Origin of the sequence: Aggregatibacter actinomycetemcomitans, assembly GCF_003130205.1 — a bacterium.
Lineage (GTDB): Bacteria > Pseudomonadota > Gammaproteobacteria > Enterobacterales > Pasteurellaceae > Aggregatibacter > Aggregatibacter actinomycetemcomitans_A.
The window spans coordinates 102,583-127,850 of sequence record NZ_NRDF01000003.1; the positions used below are offsets into that span (position 1 = coordinate 102,583).

The 25,268-nt window shown below is 46.4% G+C and carries 24 protein-coding genes, 1 pseudogene, 1 CRISPR repeat array and 1 riboswitch; of the genes and pseudogenes, 18 read left to right on the plus strand and 7 right to left on the minus strand.

Annotation, left to right across the window (positions count from 1 at the left end):
* The first annotated feature begins 162 nt into the window (after positions 1–162).
* Positions 163–843 carry a response regulator gene (locus DK423_RS04075; protein WP_005557257.1) on the plus strand — a complete coding sequence of 227 codons (681 nt, stop codon included), beginning with the start codon at positions 163–165 and terminating at the stop codon, positions 841–843.
* Positions 803–2,197 carry a quorum sensing histidine kinase QseC gene (gene qseC, locus DK423_RS04080; RefSeq protein WP_050542437.1) on the plus strand — a complete coding sequence of 465 codons (1,395 nt, stop codon included), beginning with the start codon at positions 803–805 and terminating at the stop codon, positions 2,195–2,197. The genes DK423_RS04075 and qseC overlap by 41 nt, the downstream gene beginning before the upstream one ends.
* 87 nt (positions 2,198–2,284) lie before the next feature.
* Here the strand turns inward: qseC and ggt are convergent, their stop codons facing one another.
* From ggt to DK423_RS04100, 4 genes are all read right to left on the minus strand, one after another.
* Positions 2,285–4,054, minus strand: coding sequence for a gamma-glutamyltransferase (gene ggt, locus DK423_RS04085; protein WP_005557260.1), 1,770 nt, complete (start codon positions 4,052–4,054; stop codon positions 2,285–2,287).
* A 233-nt stretch (positions 4,055–4,287) separates the two neighbouring features.
* Positions 4,288–4,533 (minus strand): YgjV family protein, encoded by a 246-nt coding sequence (locus DK423_RS04090; protein WP_005557262.1) that lies wholly within the window; start codon positions 4,531–4,533, stop codon positions 4,288–4,290.
* A gap of 193 nt (positions 4,534–4,726) precedes the next feature.
* Positions 4,727–6,064 (minus strand): argininosuccinate synthase, encoded by a 1,338-nt coding sequence (gene argG, locus DK423_RS04095; RefSeq protein ID WP_005557264.1) that lies wholly within the window; start codon positions 6,062–6,064, stop codon positions 4,727–4,729.
* An 88-nt stretch (positions 6,065–6,152) separates the two neighbouring features.
* Positions 6,153–6,980: a Rossmann-fold NAD(P)-binding domain-containing protein gene (locus tag DK423_RS04100; RefSeq protein ID WP_005557266.1), complete on the minus strand. Its 828-nt coding sequence runs from the start codon at positions 6,978–6,980 to the stop codon at positions 6,153–6,155.
* A 364-nt stretch (positions 6,981–7,344) separates the two neighbouring features.
* On the opposite strand from DK423_RS04100, the gene prfC reads away from it, so the two are divergent.
* Positions 7,345–8,928 (plus strand): peptide chain release factor 3, encoded by a 1,584-nt coding sequence (prfC, locus tag DK423_RS04105; RefSeq protein ID WP_005557269.1) that lies wholly within the window; start codon positions 7,345–7,347, stop codon positions 8,926–8,928.
* A gap of 75 nt (positions 8,929–9,003) precedes the next feature.
* Here prfC and DK423_RS04110 read toward each other — a convergent pair whose 3' ends face one another.
* The 3 genes from DK423_RS04110 to glnE all read right to left on the minus strand — a co-directional run bounded on the left by DK423_RS04110 (position 9,004) and on the right by glnE (position 12,607).
* A complete protein-coding gene (locus tag DK423_RS04110) occupies positions 9,004–9,303 on the minus strand; it encodes a HigA family addiction module antitoxin (protein ID WP_005557271.1) in 300 nt (99 codons plus the stop codon).
* 9 nt (positions 9,304–9,312) lie between these two features.
* Positions 9,313–9,591: a type II toxin-antitoxin system RelE/ParE family toxin gene (locus DK423_RS04115; protein ID WP_032996652.1), complete on the minus strand. Its 279-nt coding sequence runs from the start codon at positions 9,589–9,591 to the stop codon at positions 9,313–9,315.
* Between the two features lie 82 nt (positions 9,592–9,673).
* Entirely contained in the window at positions 9,674–12,607 is a 2,934-nt protein-coding gene (gene glnE, locus DK423_RS04120; protein ID WP_061885820.1) for a bifunctional [glutamate--ammonia ligase]-adenylyl-L-tyrosine phosphorylase/[glutamate--ammonia-ligase] adenylyltransferase, read from the minus strand.
* Between the two features lie 202 nt (positions 12,608–12,809).
* Here glnE and DK423_RS04125 point away from each other — a divergent pair, with 202 nt between their 5' ends.
* The 15 genes and pseudogenes from DK423_RS04125 to DK423_RS04190 all read left to right on the plus strand — a co-directional run bounded on the left by DK423_RS04125 (position 12,810) and on the right by DK423_RS04190 (position 25,257).
* The gene (locus DK423_RS04125; RefSeq protein WP_032996654.1) at positions 12,810–13,037 is read left to right on the plus strand and encodes a CRISPR-associated protein Cas3; all 228 of its coding nucleotides are present in this window, start codon (positions 12,810–12,812) and stop codon (positions 13,035–13,037) included.
* Positions 13,030–15,528 (plus strand): CRISPR-associated helicase/endonuclease Cas3, encoded by a 2,499-nt coding sequence (locus tag DK423_RS04130; RefSeq protein WP_032996656.1) that lies wholly within the window; start codon positions 13,030–13,032, stop codon positions 15,526–15,528. Before DK423_RS04125 ends, DK423_RS04130 begins: the two co-directional genes overlap by 8 nt.
* Positions 15,529–15,750: 222 nt before the next feature.
* Positions 15,751–16,434 (plus strand): type I-C CRISPR-associated protein Cas5c, encoded by a 684-nt coding sequence (gene cas5c / locus DK423_RS04135; protein ID WP_061886394.1) that lies wholly within the window; start codon positions 15,751–15,753, stop codon positions 16,432–16,434.
* A complete protein-coding gene (locus DK423_RS11490; protein ID WP_233114982.1) occupies positions 16,431–16,778 on the plus strand; it encodes a type I-C CRISPR-associated protein Cas8c/Csd1 in 348 nt (115 codons plus the stop codon). Before cas5c ends, DK423_RS11490 begins: the two co-directional genes overlap by 4 nt.
* A 23-nt stretch (positions 16,779–16,801) precedes the next feature.
* A complete protein-coding gene (locus tag DK423_RS11495; RefSeq protein ID WP_267895855.1) occupies positions 16,802–17,269 on the plus strand; it encodes a type I-C CRISPR-associated protein Cas8c/Csd1 in 468 nt (155 codons plus the stop codon).
* Entirely contained in the window at positions 17,256–17,519 is a 264-nt protein-coding gene (locus DK423_RS04145) for an SLATT domain-containing protein (RefSeq protein ID WP_231102145.1), read from the plus strand. Before DK423_RS11495 ends, DK423_RS04145 begins: the two co-directional genes overlap by 14 nt.
* 2 nt (positions 17,520–17,521) lie before the next feature.
* Positions 17,522–18,313, plus strand: a complete 792-nt coding sequence (locus tag DK423_RS04150) for an SMODS domain-containing nucleotidyltransferase (protein ID WP_061886391.1) — start codon at positions 17,522–17,524, stop codon at positions 18,311–18,313.
* Positions 18,314–18,688: 375 nt separating this feature from the next.
* Positions 18,689–19,702, plus strand: a complete 1,014-nt coding sequence (cas1c, locus tag DK423_RS04155) for a type I-C CRISPR-associated endonuclease Cas1c (protein ID WP_061886390.1) — start codon at positions 18,689–18,691, stop codon at positions 19,700–19,702.
* 3 nt (positions 19,703–19,705) lie between these two features.
* On the plus strand, positions 19,706–19,999 hold the full coding sequence (gene cas2, locus DK423_RS04160; protein ID WP_061886025.1) for a CRISPR-associated endonuclease Cas2: 294 nt from the start codon (positions 19,706–19,708) through the stop codon (positions 19,997–19,999).
* Positions 20,000–20,190: 191 nt separating this feature from the next.
* A CRISPR array of direct repeats spans positions 20,191–20,614; the repeat unit is 32 nt; unit sequence CAGCCACCTTCAGGTGGCTGTGTGTTGAAACA.
* A gap of 130 nt (positions 20,615–20,744) precedes the next feature.
* Positions 20,745–20,832: riboswitch (TPP riboswitch) on the plus strand.
* A 346-nt stretch (positions 20,833–21,178) separates the two neighbouring features.
* Positions 21,179–21,300 (plus strand): annotated as a pseudogene (locus tag DK423_RS11650) (bifunctional hydroxymethylpyrimidine kinase/phosphomethylpyrimidine kinase); the annotation flags it as partial.
* 21 nt (positions 21,301–21,321) lie between these two features.
* Positions 21,322–22,326: a thiamine ABC transporter substrate binding subunit gene (thiB, locus tag DK423_RS04170; RefSeq protein WP_005557290.1), complete on the plus strand. Its 1,005-nt coding sequence runs from the start codon at positions 21,322–21,324 to the stop codon at positions 22,324–22,326.
* Between the two features lie 8 nt (positions 22,327–22,334).
* A complete protein-coding gene (gene thiP / locus DK423_RS04175; RefSeq protein ID WP_005557292.1) occupies positions 22,335–23,963 on the plus strand; it encodes a thiamine/thiamine pyrophosphate ABC transporter permease ThiP in 1,629 nt (542 codons plus the stop codon).
* The gene (thiQ, locus tag DK423_RS04180; protein ID WP_005557294.1) at positions 23,947–24,582 is read left to right on the plus strand and encodes a thiamine ABC transporter ATP-binding protein; all 636 of its coding nucleotides are present in this window, start codon (positions 23,947–23,949) and stop codon (positions 24,580–24,582) included. The genes thiP and thiQ overlap by 17 nt, the downstream gene beginning before the upstream one ends.
* Positions 24,583–24,661: 79 nt before the next feature.
* Entirely contained in the window at positions 24,662–24,970 is a 309-nt protein-coding gene (locus tag DK423_RS04185; protein WP_005557296.1) for a type II toxin-antitoxin system RelE/ParE family toxin, read from the plus strand.
* On the plus strand, positions 24,967–25,257 hold the full coding sequence (locus DK423_RS04190) for an addiction module antidote protein (RefSeq protein WP_005557298.1): 291 nt from the start codon (positions 24,967–24,969) through the stop codon (positions 25,255–25,257). The genes DK423_RS04185 and DK423_RS04190 overlap by 4 nt, the downstream gene beginning before the upstream one ends.
* Positions 25,258–25,268 lie beyond the last annotated feature (11 nt).

Consider the following 25,268-nt stretch of genomic DNA (forward strand, 5'->3'; position numbering starts at 1 on the left):
TTTGTTTGTTTTTATAGAACGAATACCTAATGTTGAAATTGCCTTTGCGGAGTTATTGAAGCATTCGCGATTTCAACTGTTATACGACATAAGATTTCCGTTTCGATGAGCTCAATGATCGTCTTGTGTTATTCTCCCTCCAAAAAGTGCGGTAGGTTTTTTATGCGGATTTTATTAATTGAAGACGATCCTTTAATCGGTAACGGCATTCAAATCGGGTTAACCAAATCCGGTTTTGCGGTAGATTGGTTTACCGACGGCAAGACCGGATTGGAAGCGGCGCAGTCGGCGCCTTATGATGCGGTGGTACTGGATTTAACCCTGCCCAAAATGGACGGGCTGGATGTGTTACAGGCGTGGCGTAAGAACAGGCAGGATGTACCAGTACTGATTCTTACCGCGCGGGATACTTTGGACGAACGCATTACCGGCTTGCAACGCGGTGCGGATGATTATTTGTGCAAACCTTTTGCGTTGGCGGAAGTGGTGGCGCGTTTGCAGGCACTGATTCGTCGTCGCTACGGACACGCCAACCCGATTATTCAACATAGCCGGGTGAAATTCGATCCGAACCAGCGGAAAGTTTTTTTAGGCGAGCAGGAAATCGCTTTAACCACCCGCGAATACAAACTTCTGGAACTCTTTATGCTGAATAAAGAACGCGTGCTGACCCGCGATTTTATTGAAGACAAACTCTATAACTGGGATAATGAAGTGAGCAGCAACGCGTTGGAAGTCCATATTTACAACCTGCGCCAAAAACTTGGCAAACAATTTATTCGCACCGTTCACGGCGTGGGCTATGCACTGGGAAAAAATGATGAAACTGAGAAAGTGGAATAATTACAGCCTGCGTTTTCGCCTGATTGTCACGCTGTCTTTGGTGTCGGTATGTGTGTGGCTGATTTCCACGGCGGCTGCTTGGTTTCAGGTGCGCAAAGAAGTGAATCAACTGTTTGACGCACAACAGATTTTATTTGCCCAACGACTGGCGTCTTCCGATTTACGCACCATTTTGGTTGGTCAGCATCGGGGTAAGCCGTCGAAAAAACGCCATGGGTTTAAAAGACCGGATTATGAAGATGATGCCTTAGCCTTTGCGATTTTTGCACCGGACGGCGATATTTTATTAAGTGACGGCGAAAATGGGGAAAACTTTATTTTCGCGCCGGCGCGTGGCTTCAGCAAATCCCGCCTACGGGAAGATGATGATGAGTGGCGCATTTTCTGGCTTCCGGTGGGAGACGGACCGCTCATGATTGCGGTAGGGCAGGAACAGGAATATCGCGACGATTTAGTGAATAAAATGGTGTTCGGGCAAATGTGGATTTGGTTTGCCGGCTTGCCGTTTTTATTGCTCGCCCTTGGATTGATTATTCGCAAGGAATTAAAAAGCCTGAAACAAATCGGCGAACAAGTGGCAAAACGTACGCCTGATGACGCATCTTTGCTGAAAACCGAAAATATCCCGACGGAAATTCTGCCGCTCATTCAAAGTTTGAATCAATTTTTTGACCGCACATCTTCCATGTTATTGCGCGAACGACGTTTTACTTCCGACGCTGCCCACGAATTGCGCAGCCCGCTTGCCGCTTTGCGTATTCAAACGGAAGTGGCGCAAATTGCCGGCGATGACGCCAATATGCGTGAACAGGCGTTGGGTAATTTGACGCAAGGTATCGACCGCGCGACGCAATTAATTGAACAATTATTGACCCTTTCCCGTTTGGACAGTTTGCAGGAATTGGACAACTTACAGGAAATTCATTGGGAGCAAATCACTCCGTCGCTGATCGGCGAACTGTATTTCCACGCAGAAAAACGCCAAATCACCCTTGAATTTGAAGAAATTGCTGTGCCGGCGATGAAATTAGGGCAACCGTTATTGCTTTCTTTAATGTTGCGCAACCTTATCGACAACGCCATTCGTTATTGCCCGCAAGGCAGCTACATTAAAGTGCGGTTAGAAAAAAACAAGATTTCGGTGGAAGACAATGGCGGGGGCGTGGAAGATGCCGATCTCGCCAAACTCGGACAACGCTTCTACCGCCCGGCAGGGCAAAACGAAAAAGGCAGCGGCTTGGGCTTATCCATAGTCCACCGCATCGCAGAACTGCATCACTACAAAGTGCGGTTAAAAAATACCACGGATCCGAACGGCAACCGAATGGGCTTGTTGGCGGAGATTTTGTTATAGTCGGTTAAAAAAAACACTTAAAAAATAACCGCACTTTGCTCTTTTGAAGCAAAAAAAGTGCGGTTTATTTTTATCGCATTTTAATGATCAATACCCCACCGTTTTCCCTTCCGGATTGCGTGGGTCGGAGTAGCCGTAGAAGCCGTCTTCGCGGGCTTGGATGATTTGAACGCGTCCCATCGGGGCTTTTTCTTTGATGGTGTAGCCTTGGGCTTTCAGGATCGCTAAGGTATCCGGGCTTAGGCCTTCTTCCACGCGCAATTCGTCGGGCAGCCATTGATGGTGGACGCGCGGGGTGACGATGGCTTCTGCCGGGTTCATTTTGTGATCAACGGTGTTGACGATACTTTGCAGCACGGTGGTGATAATGCGTGCGCCGCCCGGGCTGCCGGTGACTAACCAAGGTTTGTTGTCTTTCATGACCAGGGTTGGCGTCATGGAAGAAAGCGGGCGTTTTTGCGGGGCGATGGCGTTGGCTTCGCCGCCGATTAAGCCGAAGCCGTTCGGTACGCCCGGTTTGGCGGAGAAGTCATCCATTTCGTCGTTTAACAAAATGCCGGTGCCTTCTGCCACAATGCCGCTGCCGAAATTGAAGTTCAGCGTATAAGTCACCGCCACCGCATTGCCGTTTTTATCCATGACGGAGAAGTGGGTGGTTTGGTCGCTTTCATAAGGCTGCGGTTGCCCCGGTTTGATTTCCGCCGCCGATTTTACCGCCGCTTCACTAATGCCTTGCGCCAATTGGTCAGCATATTTTTTAGAAGTTAAACCTTTCATCGGAATTTTTACGAAATCCGGATCGCCTAAATATTTGGAGCGGTCGGCATAAGCAAGTTTCATGGCTTCCGCCAAATAATGAATGGATTTTGCGCTGTTCACGCCATAATCGGCGAGAGGGTAGCGTTCCAGAATATTCAGAATCTGTACCAAATGAATCCCGCCGGAGCTTGGTGGCGGCATGGTGACCACTTTGAAACCGCGATATTCGCTTTCAACAGGTTTGCGTTCAATGGCTTTATAGCCTTTGAGATCCTCCATGGTAATTAAACCCTGGTGTTTTTCCATTTCGGCAACGATTTTTTTCGCAATGTCGCCTTCATAAAAGGCTTTGGCGCCTTGTTTGGCGATAAGTTTTAAGGAATCCGCCAGATCTTTTTGCACCAGCAGATCACCTTCTTTTAAGGGTTCTCCATCTTTAAAGAAAATGGCTTTGGATGATGCCCATTTACCCAAATTGTCTTTTTCTTCTTTCAGCGTTTTGGCGAGCATCGGACCGACGGTAAAGCCTTTTTCCGCTAATTGAATGGCGGGCTCAATGACTTGGGCGAGAGACAGGGTGCCCCATTTTTTCAGGGCGTATTCCATGCCCGCAATAGTGCCCGGCACGCCGACGGCGAAGTGGGTGTAAAGAGAACGTCCGTCAATGACATTGCCGTCTTTGTCTAAATACATATCACGATGGGCTTTCAGCGGGGCGGTTTCGCGGAAATCCACGGAGAAGTTTTCACCGCTTTTGGCATCATGTAGCACCATAAAACCGCCACCGCCGATGTTACCGGCGTTCGGTAATACCACGGCGAGCGCAAACCCAACGGCGACTGCGGCGTCCACCGCATTACCGCCTTGGCGTAAAATTGCCGCGCCCACTTCACTGGCTAAGCCTTGCTCACTGGCGACCATGCCATGCTTGGCGTAAACAGGATGAAATATGTCGTTAGCGCTGTCATAACGGGCTGCCGCCAGTTCCGTCGCGGTCATGGCAGGGGCTTGCTGATTCGCTATAGCCGGGCTGCCTACGGCGAGGGCAATGGAAAGGGCTAAGCTACTGAGTAAGCATTTTGTTGTGAATTTCTTCATATTTTCTCCTGTTGTGTGTGAAATAACCGCTTTGAGATTAACCTAATTTTGATGATTAAAACAACAAGAGATCACAAAATGAAGGGTAAATTTGTGATTTAGATCACATATTTTGATACTTTTTCTAATGTTTGAGATAAATAAATTTTATGAATAATGAATGACAGAAAAGCGCGCAGTCGTTCGTGTATATAAAAACACACAAAAAAACGACCGCACTTTTGAGAAGAGATTTATTCGATGCGGGCGATTTTGCTTGTGGTTTTCAGGCGCCAGAGCTGGTAAATATGTACGACGACTAAAAACGCGTTCAATAACGCCACAGGGTAGGTTTGGGTGATAAGCGCGTAAACGACGAATAACGCCGCGCCGATACCGTTTACAATACGAAGCGGTACGATAGACTTAAACAAAAAGGAGGCGGCGACAATTAAGGTTGCTACATAGCCCAGAATTTCAACGGAATCAATTTCAAGCATAGGTTACTCCAAATCAGGTAATAAGAAAGGGCGCTATGATATTGCAAATGGCAGGCGATTGCAAAATATATGCATAGGAGGGTGTGTCTTGGTTAATTTTCCCTCAAGTTCCGAAAGATAAACAGCCCCAATGGGGCTGAATTATGTTCAATAACTGAAGGCAATTTTGTTGTTACCTTGGCGAAAAAACGATTTACGCCTTTTTATATAACTGCGGTAATGCGGATTCTTTGTTCACCGCCAATAAACCGGTGCTGGAATAAATGCCCAATTTATCGCGGGTGTCAATAATATCCAGATTGCGCATGGTTAATTGACCGATACGATCGAGCGGATCGAACGGCGCATTTTCCACTTTTTCCATACTTAACCGTTCAGGATGATAGGTTAAGTTCGGCGATTCGGTGTTGAGTAAGGAGTAGTCGTTACCGCGACGTAATTCTAGCGTCACTTCACCGGTAACCGCACGTGCCACCCAGCGTTGGGAGGTTTCGCGTAACATTAATGCTTGCGGATCGAACCAGCGACCTTGGTATAACAAACGCCCTAAACGGATACCGTTGATGCGGTATTGTTCGATGGTGTCTTCGTTGTGGATGCCGGTCACCAAACGTTCGTAGGCGATATGTAATAACGCCATGCCCGGGGCTTCGTAAATGCCGCGTGATTTGGCTTCAATGATACGGTTTTCGATTTGGTCGGACATACCTAAACCGTGGCGGCCGCCGATACGGTTGGCTTCCAGGAATAATTCCACGATATTGTCAAAGGTTTGACCGTTTAACGCCACCGGTACGCCTTCTTCAAAGCACACGGTGACTTCTTCCGCTTTGATTTGTACATCTTCACGCCAGAACGGTACGCCCATGATCGGGTTGACGATACGAATGCCGGAATTTAAGAATTCCAGATCTTTGGCTTCGTGGGTGGCGCCAAGCATATTGGAATCGGTGGAGTAGGCTTTTTCCACGGACATTTTGTAGTCGAAACCGTTTTCGATTAAGAAGTTGGACATTTCAAAACGACCACCCAATTCGTCGATAAATTGTTGATCCAACCAAGGCTTATAGATTTTTAATTGTGGGTTGGTTAATAAACCGTAGCGGTAAAAACGTTCGATGTCGTTGCCTTTATAGGTGCTGCCGTCGCCCCAAATATGCACGTCGTCTTCTTTCATGGCGGAGACCAACATGGTGCCGGTGACGGCGCGACCTAACGGGGTGGTATTGAAATAGGTGGCGCCGCCGGTAGAAACGTGGAAGGCGCCGCATTGAATGGCGGCAATGCCTTCTTGGGCAAGTTGGGTACGGCAGTCGATTAAACGCGCCATTTCCGCCCCGTATTCTTTCGCTTTACGCGGGATGGCGTTGTAGTCGTCTTCGTCCGGTTGACCTAAATTGGCGGTGTAAGCGCAAGGAATGGCGCCTTTTTGACGCATCCAAAGCAATGCCGCGCTGGTATCTAAGCCACCGGAAAAGGCGATGCCGACTTTTTCACCTTTCGGTAGGTGTTGCAAAATGGTATTTGACATATTTTCTTTCCTTATTTGTGTTTATTTTGGTTAAACGGGTTTTAATTAAAAGTGCAATTGAAAAATAACTTAAAAACCGACCGCACTTTTATTCCTCCGCAAACATCAGATTCGGATCGGGATATTGATAAACGAAATTCAGTTCACGACAAATTTTGCCCGCCACAATAACGCGCTGCGGATCTTCCGGCGTGCTGATAAAGTGCGGTGGATTTAAACGGTGTTTTTCCGCAGCCAAGCGGTAATAGGCTGCGCGGGGCGGGTGCACGGGTGCCGCCAAATGATACAGGCGATAGCCGCCGGGCGTTTCCAGCAATAGTTGAATAGCGCGGGCGCAGTCATCCAAATACACTAAATTCACCGGCGAACCACCGCATTTGAGATCCTGTTTGTCGGCGAGGGAAAAAATCGGGTGGCGATCTTGCCCCACGAGACCGGCAAAACGAATAACATCGCAATCGATATTTTGTAACTGCGCCAGGTTATTTTCGATTTCCACCAAGGCACGCCCGACATCGGTTTCGGGTTGCGGTTGGATGGATTCGTCAAAATGCGCGGAAATCTCAGGGAAAACGGAGGTGGAACTAATAAAAATAATATGATGAACCCCGTGCAACAAGGCTTCATTCACCAGATTCTGCACGCCGACCACATAATGTTTAAGATCGAAAAAATATTGGCTCGGAGGAATATTGATAATCAGCGCATCAACGGATAACAGCGCGCTTAAATCGTCGGGATCGGCGTTAATATCGGGGGTGAGTTCCAAGTGGTAAGTTTCCAATCGCAGCAAACGCATTTGTTCCACACCGTCGTGGGTGCGTTTCGTGCCTTTCACTTCCCAACCCAGATTCTTTAAATGGCGCGCCAACGGCAACCCTAACCAACCCAAGCCGACAATCGCAACCGACCTCATATAACTCCTATTCGTGATAAAAAATCCCCGCTATTCTAATCCATAGAAGGGGGGCTTTAAAGCTATTTCGTTAATAAATCCAATGCTTCTTGATATTTCTGCAATTACCTTGGCGCCACTTTGCCGGAATAGATTTTTTTAAGACTGAGTTGTGTCATTTCATTACCTTTTATCCGGGCAAAAATCGTGGCGCGTATTGTACCGTAATTTTCACGCAAACGTTTGCATTTTTTGCGGTGATTGTTAGCATTATTTTCCAGTCTTGAAAAGATAGGCTAAAAAGCATATAGTTGCGCGATTAAATTCTCAGCCGTCGTAAGACGGTTTTCTCGATTATTCATAGGACAAAATAGACAAACAGCAGATGACACATCCTCAAGAACAAGTGAGCAAACGCCGCACGTTTGCGATTATTTCCCACCCCGATGCGGGTAAAACCACCATCACCGAAAAAGTGTTGCTTTACGGCAACGCCATTCAAAAAGCCGGTTCGGTGAAAGGCAAAGGCTCGGCGCAACACGCCAAATCCGACTGGATGGAAATGGAAAAACAACGTGGGATTTCCATCACCACCTCCGTCATGCAATTTCCGTACAACGACTGTTTAGTCAACCTGCTGGACACCCCGGGGCACGAGGATTTCTCCGAAGATACTTACCGCACGCTGACCGCCGTGGATAGCTGTTTGATGGTGATTGACTCGGCAAAAGGGGTGGAGGAGCGCACCATTAAATTAATGGAAGTGACCCGTTTGCGCGATACGCCGATTATTACCTTTATGAACAAGCTCGACCGTGATATTCGTGACCCGATGGAATTATTGGACGAAGTGGAAAACGTGCTGAAAATCCACTGTGCGCCCATTACCTGGCCTATCGGCTGCGGCAAACTGTTCAAAGGCGTGTATCACTTATATAAAGACGAAACCTATCTTTATCAAACGGGGCAAGGTCACATCATTCAAGAAGTGCGTATTATCAAAGGATTGGATAATCCCGAATTGGATAACGCCGTGGGCGATGATTTGGCGCAGCAATTACGTGATGAGCTGGAATTGGTAAAAGGTGCCAGCAATGAATTCGACTTGGAATTATTCCTGAGCGGCGAACTCACGCCGGTGTTTTTCGGGACGGCATTGGGGAATTTCGGCGTAGATCATTTCCTCGACGGTTTAACGGAATGGGCGCCGGCGCCGCAAGCCCGTCAGGCAGACACGCGTAAGATTTCCGCCGACGAAGAAAAATTCAGCGGCTTCGTGTTTAAAATTCAAGCTAATATGGATCCGAAACACCGCGACCGCGTGGCGTTCCTGCGTGTGGTGTCCGGTAAATACGAAAAAGGCATGAAACTCAAACATGTGCGCATCGGCAAAGACGTGGTGATTTCCGACGCCTTAACCTTTATGGCGGGCGACCGCGCCCATGCGGAAGAAGCCTACGCCGGCGATATTATCGGTTTGCACAATCACGGTACCATTCAAATCGGCGACACTTTCACCCAAGGCGAAGATTTGAAATTCACCGGCATTCCGAATTTCGCACCAGAATTGTTCCGTCGTATCCGTTTGAAAGATCCGCTCAAGCAAAAGCAATTGCTAAAAGGCTTGGTACAGCTTTCCGAAGAGGGCGCGGTACAGGTTTTCCGTCCGTTGCTGAATAACGATTTAATCGTCGGCGCCGTAGGTGTTTTGCAGTTTGACGTGGTAGTTTCCCGTTTGAAATCCGAATACAACGTGGAAGCCATTTACGAAACCGTTAATGTGGCAACCGCCCGTTGGGTCGAATGTGCTGATGCGAAAAAATTTGAAGAATTTAAACGCAAAAACGAGCAAAACCTCGCATTAGACGGCGGCGATAATCTTACTTACATCGCCCCGACCATGGTTAATCTGAATCTTGCGCAGGAACGTTATCCTGACGTCACCTTCTTCAAAACCCGCGAGCATTAATACCGCAAAACGTTAAAAAATAAGACCGCACTTTGGTTTTCTCGATCAAAGTGCGGTTGTTTTTTTGGGGAGTTTTTAAGCATGTATATATTGCTGAATATGATTTAAATCTTCGGCAATAGCTTGTCTCACTTGCTCTGTGTCATAATGATTTTGTAAATTCAGCCAACTTTGCGCATCCGTGCCAAAAAATGTTGCCAGTCTTAGTGCAGTATCTGGCGTAATTGCCCGTTTACCTTTTACTATCTCGTTAATTCGTCTTGGATGCACTCCAATTGCTTTCGCTAAGGCATATTGAGTGATTCCTAATGGTTTTAGCCATTCTTCCAGCAGGATTTCACCGGGATGGCTTAGGAGAATTTCTCTTTTATTCATCGTTAATCCTTAGTGGTAATCCACAATTTCAACTTCAGCGGCGTGTCCATTCAACCAAACAAAACAAATACGCCATTGATCATTAATACGAATACTATATTGACCTTCTCGATTTCCTTTTAACTGTTCTAAATTATTGCCGAGGGGAATGCGTAAAAAAGCGAGATCGGTTGCCGCATTTAATTGTTGCAGCTTGCGCATTGCGACTTTTTCAAAAGGAATAAACCGAGGAATTCTTTTCCCGTTAAAGAAAGATTGGGTATTTTTACAAGCAAAATGAGAAATCATAAAAAATAATAACGCCACACATTAATGTATGGCGTTATAATAATGTATAACGTTATTAATAGCAACCGCACTTTATCTAAATCTAATGAAACAGACGCGCCCAAGTCTCCCGCACAAACGTCCGTTCGGCGTGAAATTCCGAGGCGTCCACTACGGACGGCAAACCGAGTAGATTCAGGTGGTGAATGCGGTTGCGCAGATCCACATAACATCGTTTCAGACGTTCGCCGTCCGTTTCGGAAATTACGCCGTGTTCCGCCATGATGTCGAAAATTCGCACATTGTCAGACCAGCGGGTGAGCGCCGGTTGTTGTGGCGAATGCGCCAGCACTAGATATTGCGCGATGAATTCAATGTCCGTGATGCCGCCCGGGTCGGTTTTGATGTTAAATTGATTTTCCGATTGTTGTGCTAAATGTTGATACATTTTCTCGCGCATTTCACATACGTCCTGTTTGAGTTTTGCCGGATCCCGTGGTGCGGCAAGCACGTTGCGGCGAATGGCGTCAAATTCTTCCCATAGTTTCGGTTCACCGAAAACCGCACGGCTACGCACCAAGGCTTGTTTTTCCCATGTCCAGGCTTCGTTTAATTGGTAGTTTTCAAAGGCGGCGAAGGAGCAACCCAGTAAACCCGCATCGCCCGACGGACGCAAACGCATATCGACGTCATATAAAATCCCCGCGCTGGTGTTCATGCTGAAAATGCTGACGATTTTTTGTGCCAAGCGCAAATAAAACTGGTTGCTGTCGATGACTTTTTTACCGCCGACGGTTTGGCTGTTGGTAGCGGGATCGTATAAAAACACCAAATCCAAATCGGATTTATAGCCCAATTCAATGCCACCCAATTTGCCATAACCTACCACTAGGAAATTTTTCTGCTCTTCCGCCAAATGTTCGGGTACGCCGAAGCGAACGGCAATTTGTTGCCATGCCAGATTGACCACCACGCCGATAATCGCTTCCGCCAAATAGGTGAGGTGATCGCTGACTTTCATTACCGGCAGCACACCGAGAATATCGGCGGCGGCAATGCGAAGCAGGGCGGCGTGCTTAAATTGACGCAAACCGTCGATAAATTGTTCTTCGTCGTCTTGCGGCAGACGTAATAGATATTGCTGCAATTCGGAGGCATACTCGGTAAAGTGCGGTGGATTTCGCAGGGATTTTTGATCGAGCAATTCGTCCAGCAAAATCGGGTGGCGCGCCACTTGTTCCGCAATAAATTTCGATTGGGCGCAAAGCTCAATGAGTTGCGTCAGTGCCTGCGGGTTTTCTGCCAGCAATTCCAAATAGGTGGTGCGGGTCAGGATTTTTTCGATGATGGTCAGAATGCGCGGCAGCAAAATATGACAGTGGGGCGTATGCAAAACCTGTCGCAACACATGGGGCATCAAGCGATTGAGTACCGTCCGCCCGCGTACGCCGATAGCATAACGGGGCAGTTCGTTACGAAATTGCACCAGACGATCCAGCACCGCATCCTGTTCTGCCTCAGGCACGCCGTTTTGCTGCAAAATACCGAGCAATTCCTGTTCGTCAAAGTCCGTTTCGAGAAAATCTTCCCAATCGTTTTCTGAAATATTTTCCTCCTGCTCATTACCAATTAATGATTGGAAAACCGACCGCACTTTACGTTGATGATCGTGCAACACGGTAAGAAAACCCGCCCAATCGTGAATCGGATAACGGATGCCGACGCTTTCCCGCTGTGCATTCCATTGAGTAAATGCCGCGCAGGCGAAAATTAAACGTTGGTGATCCAATTCGTTATCGGGCAGTTGTTGCGTTTGCTGATCTTTGATGGCTTGCAGCACGTTTTCCGCACGGCGCAAAAATAAATAGGCTTGGCGCAACTGCGTTTCCTGTTCAGCGGAAATTAAATGGAGTTTGCTCAGTTCCGGCAATAAATTCAGTAGTTCGTGCTGTTGCAACGCGACTTCGCGCCCACCGCGAATAAGCTGAAAAACCTGCACGATAAATTCCACTTCGCGAATTCCGCCGGCACCCAGCTTAATGTTATCGGTGAGATTGCGACGACGCACTTCCCGCTCGATCTTTTGTTTCATGTCACGTAATGCCTGAATCACGCTGAAATCAATATAGCGACGATACACAAACGGGCGCAGTAAATTTTGCAATACGGCGACATTCGGATCCGTTGCCTGCGCGCCTAAAATCCGCCCTTTGATCATGGCGTAACGTTCCCAGTCGCGCCCCTGATCCTGATAATATTGTTCCATGGCATTAAAACTGAGCGCCAACGCGCCGCTATCGCCGAAGGGACGCAGACGCATATCGGTACGATACACAAAGCCGTCGGCGGTGTATTGATCCAACGCGTTAATCAGACGTTGTCCAAAGCGGGTAAAGAATTTCGCATTATCCACGCTGCGGCGCGCACCCACTGTTTCCCCTTGGCTCGGGTAAGTAAAAATCAAATCGATGTCGGAGGAAAAATTCAGCTCAAAGCCCCCCAATTTACCCATGCCGAGAATGTATAGCTGTTGTACGTTGCCCTGCGCATCCGTCGGCGTGCCCATCTCCTCACAGGCGCGCACATAAAGCCAATCGCGCGCCCCGATAATCAGGCTTTCCGCCAGTTGTGACAAACGGATGAAAATCTGTTCCACTGTGGCAAGATTCAGGCTTTGGCAAAAACTCAGCTTCACCATTTCACGAGTGCGAAATTGGCGTAACGCCCGATAAAATTCTTCTTCCGTTTGCACCTTTCGCAACACCGCATTCAGCCGTTCGGCATAATGATTGCAGTCATTAAAGTGCGGTGGATTTTGCCAGCATTTCGCCAAAAAGTGCGGTTGTTTTTGCCATACTTCCACCACAAAATCCGACATTGCTACCGCCACGGCAATTTGTCCGATATGGCTTGCTGGATCGTCTTTCTGCTGCCGGATTTGTGCAAACAGCGCAGAATCAAACTGTTCGGGAAAAGACTGAATTAACACTTCGGCAAGTGAGTTAAGTTTATCGCTGAATGACGCAACAAAAGACATGGTGAATCCTTATGAAAAATCGTACTTCAACTTTAGCACGAAATGGCGAATTTTCAGAGTGGGGGAAAATGTGAAGGACGTCGCAAATTTGAATTTATGTGTTTGGCGGCACTGAATGTTTTTTGCTATCCTCCTTCCATAATTAAAAAATGCTATTGCTAAAAAAGTTTATCCGATTGTTTTTGACCTAAAGGAAGCCGCGATGAGTAAAAATGCGATTGCGCATGTGCGCCAGTCCGATGGATTACAGCAGTTACTTATTGATCATTTATTCGAAACCTCTTCGATTTCCGGACAGCTTGCCTCAAAGCTAAATTTAAGTTTAGCCGCCGAACTCCTCGGTCTCCTTCACGACTTCGGTAAATATTCCCAATGCAATACTGGAAAAACAAAGCGATTGCTTTTCTATTGCGGAGATGCAAATGTCTGAATTCATCGCCCATGCCCGCCAAGATTCAAAATGGCATTTTCACCCGCTACAAAACCATCTAGCAAAAGTAGCCAAACTCGCCAAACGCTTTGCGGGGCGTTACGGAGCTTTGTTTGCCGAATATGCAGGGCTTTTGCATGATTTGGGAAAATTTCAGGCAGCTTTTCAGGAATATATCCGTAAGGTTACAGGATTTGAGCGGGAAAACGCGCATCTTGAGGATATTGAATCTTCCAAACCCCACAAAATTCCCCATTCAACCGCAGGTGCAAAATACGCAATGCAGAATCTTGAGCCCTTCTTCGGCCATTTATTGGCATATTTAATCGCAGGGCATCATGCCGGTTTGGCGGATTGGCATGACAAAGGCAGCTTGAAACACCGTTTGGCACGGGCAGATGATGAATTGGCAGAATCTTTAGCCGGTTTGGAAAAAAGCGGGCTGCCTGAAGACTTTTTATCCTTATCGGATGATGCACTTGAAGAAGACCTTTTAAACTTTTGGAAAAACGGAATCAATCCTGAAGAACTACATATTTGGATGCGTTTTCTCTTTTCTTGTTTGGTGGATGCCGATTTTTTAGATACCGAAGCCTTTATGAACGGTTTTGCCGATGCGGATGCGGTGCAACAGGCAGGTTTCCGCCCGAAATTTCCCGGTTTGGAAGAGCTGCACTGCCGTTATGAGCAGCATCTGTTTGAGCTTGCAGAGAAACCGGATAAGGATTCGGCATTAAACCAAGAGCGTCGTGCTATTTTGGCGCAATGTTTTTCTGCCGCAGAATCCGACCGCACTTTATTTTCTTTAACCGTGCCGACAGGCGGCGGCAAAACCTTGGCAAGCTTGGGGTTTGCTTTAAAACATGCTTTGAAATTCGGCAAAAAACGCATTATCTACGCCATTCCTTTTACCAGCATTATTGAACAAAACGCCGATGTTTTCCGTAAAGCATTGGGCGATGGTGCAGTGCTGGAACATCACAGTAATTTGGAAGTCAAGGAAGACAAGGAAACTGCCAAAACGCGCCTTGCTACGGAAAACTGGGATGCGCCGTTGATTATTACCACCAATGTGCAATTGTTTGAAAGCCTGTTTGCGGCAAGAACCAGCCGCTGCCGCAAAATTCACAATATCGCCGACAGCGTGATTATTTTGGATGAAGTCCAACAGCTTCCGCGCGATTTTCAAAAACCGATTACCGATATGATGCGGGTATTGGCACGTGATTACGGCGTTACCTTTGTGCTTTGCACGGCAACCCAGCCGGAGCTTGGCAAAAATATTGACGCATTCGGACGTACCGTTTTGGAAGGTTTGCCGGATGTGCGCGAGATTATGGCGGACAAAATCGCCTTATCGGAACGTCTGCGCCGCGTCCGTATCAAAATGCCGCCGCCAAATGATAAAACGCAGAGCTGGCAAGAGATTGCCGACGAAATTACCGAACGTTCATGTGTTTTGGCGGTGGTCAATACCCGCAAACACGCCCGCAGGCTTTTTGCCGCGCTGCCTTCGGGCGGTATCAAACTTCATCTTTCCGCCAATATGTGTGCTACGCACCGTAGCAAAGTGATTGCACTGGTTCGCCGTTATTTGGAACTGTATCGCAAAGGTCGTCTGAAAAAGTCTTTATGGGTAGTCAGCACCCAACTGATTGAAGCGGGCGTCGATTTGGATTTTCCCTGTGTCTATCGGGCGATGGCGGGGCTTGACAGCATTGCTCAGGCAGCCGGACGGTGCAACCGCGAAGGTAAATTGCCGGATTTGGGTGAAGTCATCGTTTTTCGAGCCGAGCAAGGCGCGCCAAGCGGCAGCCTGAGACAGGGGCAGAACATTACCGAAGAAATGTTAAAAGCAGGCTTGCTTGCCGACCCGCTTTCTCCGTTGGCATTTGCCGAATATTTCCGCCGCTTCAACAGCAAAGGCGATTTGGATAAACACAAAATCACTGCGCTTCTGACGGCAGAATCTTCAAATGACAATCCGCTGGCAATCAAGTTTCGCACTGCAGCTGAGCGCTTTCGCCTGATTGACAATCAAGGTGTGGCACTGATTGTGCCGTTTATTCCGCTTATTCATGAAAACGGGGACAAATCGCCAAAAATCGTCCAGGCAAGTGAGCTAGACGATTTTTTCAGACGACATCTTGACGGCGTGGCGGAATCGGATTGGCAGAAAACCTTGGATGACTATCGTTATCCGTCGCCACCCGATAATCATTTTGGTCAGACCGACAAACCGCCTCTACCCGAACCGTTTGAAATGTGGTTTAAACTTTTGGAAGCCGACCCGCTTAAAAACAAATGGGTTTACCGCAAATTGCAGCGTTACACGATTACGGTATATGAAACCGAACTGAAAAAACTGCACAAAGACGCGGTTTTCTCCAGAGCGGGTTTATTGGTGCTGGATAACGGACATTATCATGATGTACTTGGCGCAGATTTTGATGATGATACTGTTTTGTCGTCTAATAGGTTAGTTTTATAAAAAAATGCCCCTATTATTAGGAGCATTTTGCCATTTTTAGTATGGAGTTATAGTTTCAACACACAGCCGCCCGACGGCGGCTGCCGCCCCTCAACTCTGCTTAGCGGCAGTAAGTTGAAGTGAAACGTATTTTACAGGGTATCAACAAAATAAGCGAATCATGCTTGACATAAATTTAAAGTTATATCGGTATGGATTTATAGAAATTTAATTGGAGGTGAGATGAGCTTTATCCTAGAAATCAGTGGCGAACTGGCGTGCTTTACCCGACCCGAACTCAAAGTGGAACGCGTCAGCTATCCGGTTATCACGCCGTCTGCCGCCAGAAATATCTTGATGGCGATATTGTGGAAGCCCGCTATCCGCTGGCGTGTGCTTAAGATAGAAATATTAAAACCGATTCAATGGATTAATATTCGACGTAATGAATTAGGTAGTAAAGCAACAAGAGATGCCGAATGTTTATATATAGATGATTTAAAATATGATGCAAAATCAGATAGTTTTAAACTAAAGCATCGCCAGCAGCGCGCGTCAATGTTGCTCAAAGATGTGGCTTATCGTATTCACGCTGATTTTGAAATGACGGATGAAGCGGGAGAAAGTGATAACTATATGAAATTCGCCGAAATGTTCAGACGACGTGCCAAAAAAGGACAGTATTTTCACCAACCTTATTTGGGCTGTCGCGAGTTTCCCTGCCATTTCAGGCTGCTTGAAAAAACAGAAGACGGCTTGCTGCGCGAAGATATTACCCAAGATTTCGGTTTTATGCTTTACGACATGGACTTCAGCAAATCCGACCCGCGCGATTCCAACCGTGCCGAGCCGATGTTTTATCAATGCAGAGCGGTAAACGGTGTGATTACTGTGCCGCCTGCCAATAGCGATGAGGTGAAACGATGATTCTGCATGCACTCACCCAATATTATCAACGCAAAGCTAAGTATGATGGCGGCGTTGCGCCTGAAGGATTTGAAAATAAAGAAATTCCTTTCATTATCGTCATTGATAAACAAGGCAAATTTATTCAGCTTGAAGATACCAGAGAGCAAGAAAGAAAAAAGAAAATAGGACGAAAGTTCCTTATTCCCAAAGACCAGCATACAACAGGTAAAAATGCTTATAAAGTAAGTAACATTTTGTGGGATCACTATGGTTATGTACTAGCTTTTCCGAAGGAAGTAGAAGGAATTTCTAAAAAAACACCAGAAGAGATTGAAGCTGAAAAGAAAAAAATTATATTTTAGCCAATAATCAGCACATCAGCTTTATCGCCAAAGTAGATGAGCTAAAGCAGGCATTGCCCGACGATACAGGCATTTCTGCGGTTGCTGCCTTTTTGGCTTCTTCGGAAGAAAAACACAAAGTCATGCAATCTAAAAACTGGGCGGAATGCAGCAAAATCAAAGGCTGCAATTTAAGTTTCCGCTTGGCAGAAGAAACGGCGGCTTTAGTGTGCCAGTCGCAGGTGGTACAAGACTATTTGCGCCAAACCAATCAGGATAATTCCGACAATGCGCCAAAGGGAATTTGCTTGGTAACGGGTAAACCTGCTTCAATAGCCCGTCTGCACAATGCGATTAAAGGCGTAAACGCCAAACCTTCTCCGTTTACCTCGGTAAATTTGTCGGCGTTTGAATCTTACGGCAAAGAGCAAGGCTTTATCTTCCCTGTCGGCGATGTTACGACAGTATGTTGGGGCGAAAACAGGGCTGACTACATTTTTGGAATGTTCTAAAAAAGCGGAAAGTCATAGAGTATCAGCTAATTCTTTTTTGAAGATTAAGAATAAGGCTAGACATTTAAGAGAGGTAAAAAGCAAAGTAATTAGCGATGAAGAATATGAAAGGTTAGTAAATGAACTTTTGGAGCAGAAGGATGAATTGAATTCAATTAGCTTGGCTATCCCAAAGTTTGCATATAAAAAGGCGCAAACTGAAATAGAAAAAGGGTTTGCAGATTATCGCATTGATAGAAAAAAGGATTAAAGATGACAGTCAGTTCGTATTTAAATGATTTAGCTGATCAATTGATTATTAGAGATTCAGAAAAAGATTCAATCAGAAGGTCTTTTAGTACATTAGATTATCGTTTGAATAACTATTTTAAGGACGATATTGAATTTGTAAGGAAATTTGGTTCATACCATAGAGAAACAATACTACCAAGAGACTACGATATTAGTTCTGACGTTGATGTCTTGGTTAAGTTCACAGATAAATCATATAAGCCACAAACATACCTAAATAAACTGAAACAGTTTGCTGAACATTGGTATTCACATTCAGAAATTTATCAATCAAGCCCTACTATCGTGCTAGAGTTAAATCACATTAAGTTTGAATTGGTTCCTTGTCTTGATGCTGAATGGTATGAAAGCGGTAACTATAAAATACCATCAAAAGCCAGTGATTATCAGGAATGGTTATTAACATCACCATTTGAGTTTAATGATGCGCTTACAAGAAAGAATAAAATATTTAACTATAAAATCAAGCCATTGATTAGAGTTCTGAAACGATGGAATGTAAGTACTAGATATTCAAAAATTTATGATTCTTTTAAATTGGAAGAAAAAATTGTAAACCATGGTTTTTCTTACCTAAATAGCTGCCTAAAAGATTATTTCTTTGATTTTGTAACGAATATGAATGGATTTGATTTGCCCGATTATAAAAGAGAAGAAGTCGAAAAACTAGTTAATATGGTAAAGGAAATACAGCGTGATGAAGATAATTATCCTATTTGGGCTGAAAATGAATTGAGAAAAATTTTTGATTAGCAAGCCGTAGCCTGTATCCATCCAACGCGTGCGTGGCTGCGCCACACACCCTACCTGTGGAATGGCACGAAACTTTAAAATCAACGCGTAGGGTGTGTGCGGAACGCACGCACGCGGGGTGTGGTGTTTGAATCGAAGTCCTAAATTTCAGGCTGCCTTAAATATGGCAAGCAAGCGTAGGTTAGGTTAGCCAGGCGTAACCCAACAGAATGCTGAAATTCTTCAGTCAAGGTCGTCTGAAAAATAATATTTGAAAAACCAAGCCGTTGTGTTGGGTTACGGCGTTCCGCCTAACCCAACCTACCGATAATTTTCAGGTAGCCCAACAACCCGTTAACCCCCCAAAAGTGCGGTCAAAACTTAAGGAGTTTTCCCATGCGGAAACTGCAAAACACGCTCTACATCACCACTCAGGGCAGTTATCTGCATAAGGAGCGGGAGACGCTGGTGGTGGAGCAGGAGAAGAAGAAAGTGGCGCAACTGCCGGTGCATTCCATCGGGCATATTTTCTGTTTCGGCAATGTGTTGGTGTCGCCGTTTCTCTTGGGATTTTGCGGGGAGAATAATGTCAATCTGGCGTTTTTTACTGAAAATGGGCGTTTCTTGGGTCGGCTTCAGGGGCGGCAAAGCGGCAATGTGCTGTTGCGGCGGGTACAGTATCGGGTGTCGGAACAAAATCCGGTGCCGATTGCGCGCAATATCATCGCGGCGAAGATTCAGGCGAGCAAACGGGTGCTGCAGCGGCAGATTCGCAATTATGGGGCAAATGCACAGCTCCAAAGTGCGGTCGATTCTTTGAATGTTTCCTTACGGCAACTGGCTTGCGCCGAAAATCTTGATGAGGTTCGTGGTATCGAGGGCGATGCGGCGGCGCGTTATTTCGGCGTATTTAATCTGCTTATTCGTGAGAATACGGGGTTTCATTTTGACGGTCGAAACCGTCGCCCGCCAAGAGACGGCGTGAATGCTTTGCTTTCTTTTTTATATAGTGTTTTGGGGAAAGATATTAGCGGTGCGCTGCAAGGCGTGGGGCTGGATCCGCAGGTGGGTTTTCTGCACGCCGACCGCCCGGGCAGGGATAGTCTGGCGCAGGATATTTTGGAAGAATTTCGCGCGTGGTGGGTCGATCGTATGGTGCTTAGTATGATTAATCGCTTGCAGATTAAACCGGCGGATTTTATGAGTGAAGCGGGTGGTGCGGTAACTTCGAAACCTGAAGCCAGAAAACTGCTGTTTCAGGCGTTGCAGGCGAAAAAGCAGGAGAAGATTGTTCATCCGTTTTTGGGAGAAGAGGTGGAAATCGGTTTATTGCCTTATATTCAGGCTATGTTGTTATCACGCCACTTACGTGGGGATTTAGCCGAATATCCGCCATTTTTGATGAGGTGAAAAATGTTAATGTTGATTACCTATGATATTTCTTTAGGAGACTCGGAGGGGCAAGCCAGGTTGGGCCGTATTGCGAAGCATTGCTTGGATTATGGCGTACGGGCGCAGTATTCGGTGTTTGAATGTGATGTAACGCCGGATCAATGGGTAAAATTGAAGGCTAAGCTACTAGCGACTTATGATCCGGATTGTGATAGTTTGCGCTTTTACCACCTAGGCAGCAAATGGCGGCGCAAAGTGGAGCACCACGGGGCGAAGCCGGCGGTGGATGTGTTTAAAGATGTGCTTGTTGTCTAGCTCGCTAACCCCTGGTTCTCATCAAATTCCTGCTGAGCTAGCGATCCTTGTTTTCTTTAACAATTTGGAATAGTTAATTCATTTGTATAACGACGATATGCCCGTTATACTTATTCCACTCTCTATTTTGAAATAAGTTAGCGAAATGCAGTAAGTAATCTACTGATTTTTCTTATTTTTTCATATAGGGACAGCCACCTTCAGGTGGCTGTGTGTTGAAACAGGTAAGCATTCAGGCAAAGCCGAAAAAAACGAAGCAGCCACCTTCAGGTGGCTGTGTGTTGAAACACCAATACATGAACGTGGAACGCATAGAAGACATCAGCCACCTTCAGGTGGCTGTGTGTTGAAACAAATTAGTGTAAGAGGTCATTTATGGCATTAGTGCAGCCACCTTCAGGTGGCTGTGTGTTGAAACATCGCCGGAATGTGTACCGGTCTGCCAGTTTGGCCAGCCACCTTCAGGTGGCTGTGTGTTGAAACGGTAGAAATCCAACAAGTAAAACCAAAACCCGCCCAGCCACCTTCAGGTGGCTGTGTGTTGAAACACTACCGGCACCTGGAATTGGTTAGCCAATACCCGCAGTCACCTTCGGGTGGCTGTGTGTTGAAACGGGGACTCTGTTACATCTGAACTCTGATACCAACTAAACTAAGCGCTTTATAAAAATAAGGTGCTTTTCTTTTCCCGCATACCAACACAAAACTCCTTGCCCTTCCTCCACAAAATATATAGACTGAGTTCCGTTATTAGTCGGGGTGCTTTGTGCTGAGATGATACCCGTGAACCTGATACAGTTAATTCTGGCGTAGGAAACTAACAGAGAATCATATTTCCTTTCTTTTTCTCTTCTTCTCTTCATCGTCATTATTGCTGATTATCTTTTTTCATCGAAAAGGAAAAATTATGCAATATGGTTTTTGTCGCCCTGTGCCGGTAAATGGCGGAGGGCATTATGAGTAAGGTTGCGAGGGTTGACTATCGCCGGTTAGGACAGCGGCGGCGGTGCATGTCGTTTGGTTCATCGGTGACCGTGCAAAATACCTTGAACATGGTTGATATTTATGCCGTATCACTCTAAACCATCCAATGTCAGCTGAAAGCCATTGTGACAGATTTTTGATATTCGCACCTTTAAAATCGGTATGCCGGTCGGGCTGGCGGAGACTCCGGTGATGATTGCCAAAAGCGTTAGCGTGAAACAGACTATTGAAACCGTGAAAGATTATATCACGGCAGCCATCCGTTAAATATCGGGCACGGACCGACTAATCACTGGGCGTATCACGACAAGGATTAATTCAAACAGAGGAACAGACAAATGAAAAAAACACTTTTATTTTTGACCGCACTTTCTTTAACCGTAGGCACGGCGTTCGCCGACAATCAGAGGGAAAGCGTGAACATTTACACTTACGACTCTTTCACTTCCGATTGGGGCGCCGGTCCGAAACTTAAGCAGGCGTTTGAGCAAAAATTTCCCCGTTGCGTGGTGAATTATATGCCTTTTGAAAGTGGCGGCACGTTGTTTAATCGTGTGCGTTTGGAAGGGCATAAAACCAAAGCGGATATTGTGTTGGGGCTGGATAATTTCGTCTTGGATGAAGCTAAAAAAAGTAAATTGTTTGATGTGAATAAGGTGGATTTGAGCAAACTTTCGCTGCCGAGCCAATGGGCAGATAACAGCTTCCTGCCTTACGATTTCGGCACTTATGCTTTTGTGTATGATAAAAATAAACTGAAAAATCCGCCGAAAAGCCTGAAAGAATTGGTGGAACGTGAGGATTTGCGCGTAATTTACCAAGACCCGCGCACCAGCAGTGTCGGACGCGGTTTGTTGGTATGGATGAATGCCGTTTACCCGGCGGATCAAGTGGCGCAGGCGTGGCAGCAGCTTACGAAGCACACGGTGACGGTGGGGAAAGGCTGGTCGGACACTTACGGCGCATTTCTGAAAGGTGAGGCGGATTTGGTGTTAAGTTACAGCACGTCGCCTTTGTATCATCAATTATTTGAAAATAAAGATAATTATGTCGCCACCGAATTCGCCGAAGGCAATTTGACGCAGGTGGAACTGGCGGCGCGCATTGCCGAACACAAAAATCAATGTGCTGATCAGTTTATGGATTTCCTCATTACACCGGAAGCGCAGAAACACATTGTGACGGATAACGTGATGTTGCCGGTGATTCACGCGCCTGTTGAACCGCACTTTGATGCGTTAAAAGAAAAATTGTTACGGCAATCTTTCCTGAACACCTCCAACGTCACCCCAGAAGCGTTACGCAGCTGGATCAGCCAATGGCAAACCACCTTAACGCAATAACCTGAACGATGTTTTTGTCGTCCCCATCCTTATTCGCCAATCCGCAATTCCACCCGCGTCATTATGTGGGCGGCGTTGCGGTGATGTTGTTAATTTCTCTATTTTACGGCTTCGCCTTGCGCGCGGTATTGGCGCAGGGCAGTGAATTTCAGTGGCAACAGGTCTTTTCCGATGCCTATTTGCATCATGTTATCGCCTTTAGTTTCGGTCAGGCGTTGCTTTCCGCGCTGTTGTCGCTGTTTTTCGGCGTGCTGTTAGCCCGTGCTTTTTATTATGTGGATTTTCCCGGCAAGGTATTTTTGCTGAAAATCATGTCGCTGACGTTTGTGCTGCCGGTGTTGGTGGCGATTTTCGGCTTAATCGGCATTTACGGCGCTTCCGGTTGGATTGCGCAAAGTCTCGGTTTGTTCGGCGAAACCTGGCAGGGCAGCATTTACGGCTTATCGGGTATTCTAACCGCCCATCTTTTCTTTAATATTCCGCTTGCTACCAAGTTATTTTTGCAAAGTCTGGAAGCCATTCCTTACGAACAGCGCCAACTGGCGGCGCAACTGAATATTCGCGGTTGGCGTTTTGTGCATTTGGTGGAGTGGTATTATCTGCGCCGCCAAATCCTACCCACTTTCAGCCTGATTTTTATGCTCTGTTTCACCAGTTTCACCGTGGTGCTGACCCTCGGCGGCGGACCGCAATATACCACGCTGGAAACGACGATTTATCAGGCGATCCTGTTTGAATTCGATTTGCCGAAAGCGGCGCTGTTTGCGTTGCTGCAATTTGTATTTTGCCTGCTGTTATTCAGTGCCGGCAGCCTGTTTAGTTCCACCGCGCAAACTACGTTAAGCAGCCCTTATCGTTGGCTTGATACGCCCAAAAGTGCGGTCAAAATTTTCCACGTTTTTTTGCTGGTGATGTTTCTGTTGTTTATGTTATCGCCGTTGCTGAATATTATGGTGAGCGCGCTGACCTCGGAAAAATTATTGACGGCGTGGCACAATCCGCAGTTGTGGAAAGCCTTGGGTTATTCGTTAACCATTGCGCCCACGTCTGCGCTGCTGGCGTTGTTGATGGCGGTGGCGTTATTGCTGTTATCCCGTCGTTTGCAATGGCTGTATTATGTGAAAACCGCGCAATTTATCATCAATGCGGGCATGGTGATTTTGGCGATTCCCATTTTGGTGTTGGCGATGAGCTTGTTTTTATTGCTGCGCGAAATCGATTTTAACAACGCTTATTTATTCGCCATCGTGGTCGCCTGTAATGCCTTGAGTGCCATGCCGTTCGTGTTACGCATTCTCACCGAACCCTTTAATAACAATATGTTGTATTACGAACGTCTGTGCAATTCCCTTGGTATTCTTGGTTGGCGGCGTTTTCGGCTGATTGAATGGCACGATCTTCGTGCACCACTAAAATATGCGTTCGCCTTGGCGTTTGCCTTATCCTTAGGGGATTTCACCGCTATTGCCTTGTTTGGCAATCAGGATTTTACCTCGTTGCCCCATTTGCTGTATCAACAGTTAGGCAGCTATCGTCATCAGGACGCGGCGGTGACGGCAGGCATTTTGCTGTTATTATGCGGGGGGATTTTCGCCTTAATTGAGAATCAAAAGGAACAATATGATTCGCTTAGATAACTTATTTTTAGCCGACGACGCTTTGCCCATGGAATTTGATTTACAGGTGGCGGCAGGGGAGCGTGTTGCCGTGGTCGGTCCGAGCGGCGCAGGCAAAAGCACGTTACTCAATTTAATCGCCGGTTTTGTGTTACCGACACGCGGCGAGATTTGGCTGAACGGCGAAAATCACACCCGCAGCGCGCCTTATGAACGACCGGTGTCCATGTTGTTTCAGGAAAATAACCTGTTCCCGCATTTAACGGTTCAACAAAATTTGGCGCTGGGCTTAAAAACGTCTTTAAAACTGACCGCACTTGAGCAGCAACAGTTGACGCAGGTCGCCGACGCCGTGGGGTTGGGCGCCTTTTTGCCCCGCCTGCCGAACAGTCTTTCCGGCGGGCAAAAACAACGGGTGGCACTGGCGCGCTGTTTGTTGCGCGATAAACCGATCTTGTTGCTGGACGAACCTTTTTCCGCCCTTGACCCCGAATTGCGCGTGGAAATGTTAAACCTGATCGACGAACTTTGTCGCAGCAAACACTTAACCCTGTTGCTTGTCACCCATCAACCTTCAGAGCTGGCGGGAAAAGTGGATCGTATTCTGCGTATTGAGAATGGTCGGATAACCTCGTTATAAGCGAATTGCTATTATGTGCGGACTAAATAGCATAAAAATGTAATCTATAGATTACAATTAAATCAAATTAAGGGATAATATGAATATTCTTTTAACCAGTGAGAAATTTGATAAGTGGTTAAGTCGTTTAAAGGATAAATTGGCGGTTGCTATGATCGCCCGTCGATTAGATCGTGCCAGATTGGGGCACTTTGGCGATTGTAAGTTTGTCGGGCAAGGTGTATATGAAATGCGGATTGATACCGGAAAAGGGTATCGAATTTATTATGCCCGGCAGGGAGAAGTGACCTATTTTTTAATCAATGGCGGTGATAAACATAGCCAACAACAGGATATTAATGAAGCCATTAAATTATGGCTTGAATATCAACGAGGAGAATCAGCATGAAGTTCGTCGAATATGATGCGGCAAAATATCTAACAGATGAAGAAACGATTGCATTTTATTTAACAGACGCATTGGAAAATGGCTCGGAAGCGGAGTTTTTACTTGCCTTGAAAAATGTTGCAAAGGCAAGGGGAATGACACAGTTAGCCAAGGATTCCGGTGTGCCTCGTGAAAGTTTATATAAAACTTTATCGGGCGAGAGCAAACCCCGTTTTGAAACGATTACTAAAATTGTTAATGCGTTAGGCGTAAATCTTGCCTTTACCCCTAAAATCACTAATGTTTAATTTATCGAGAG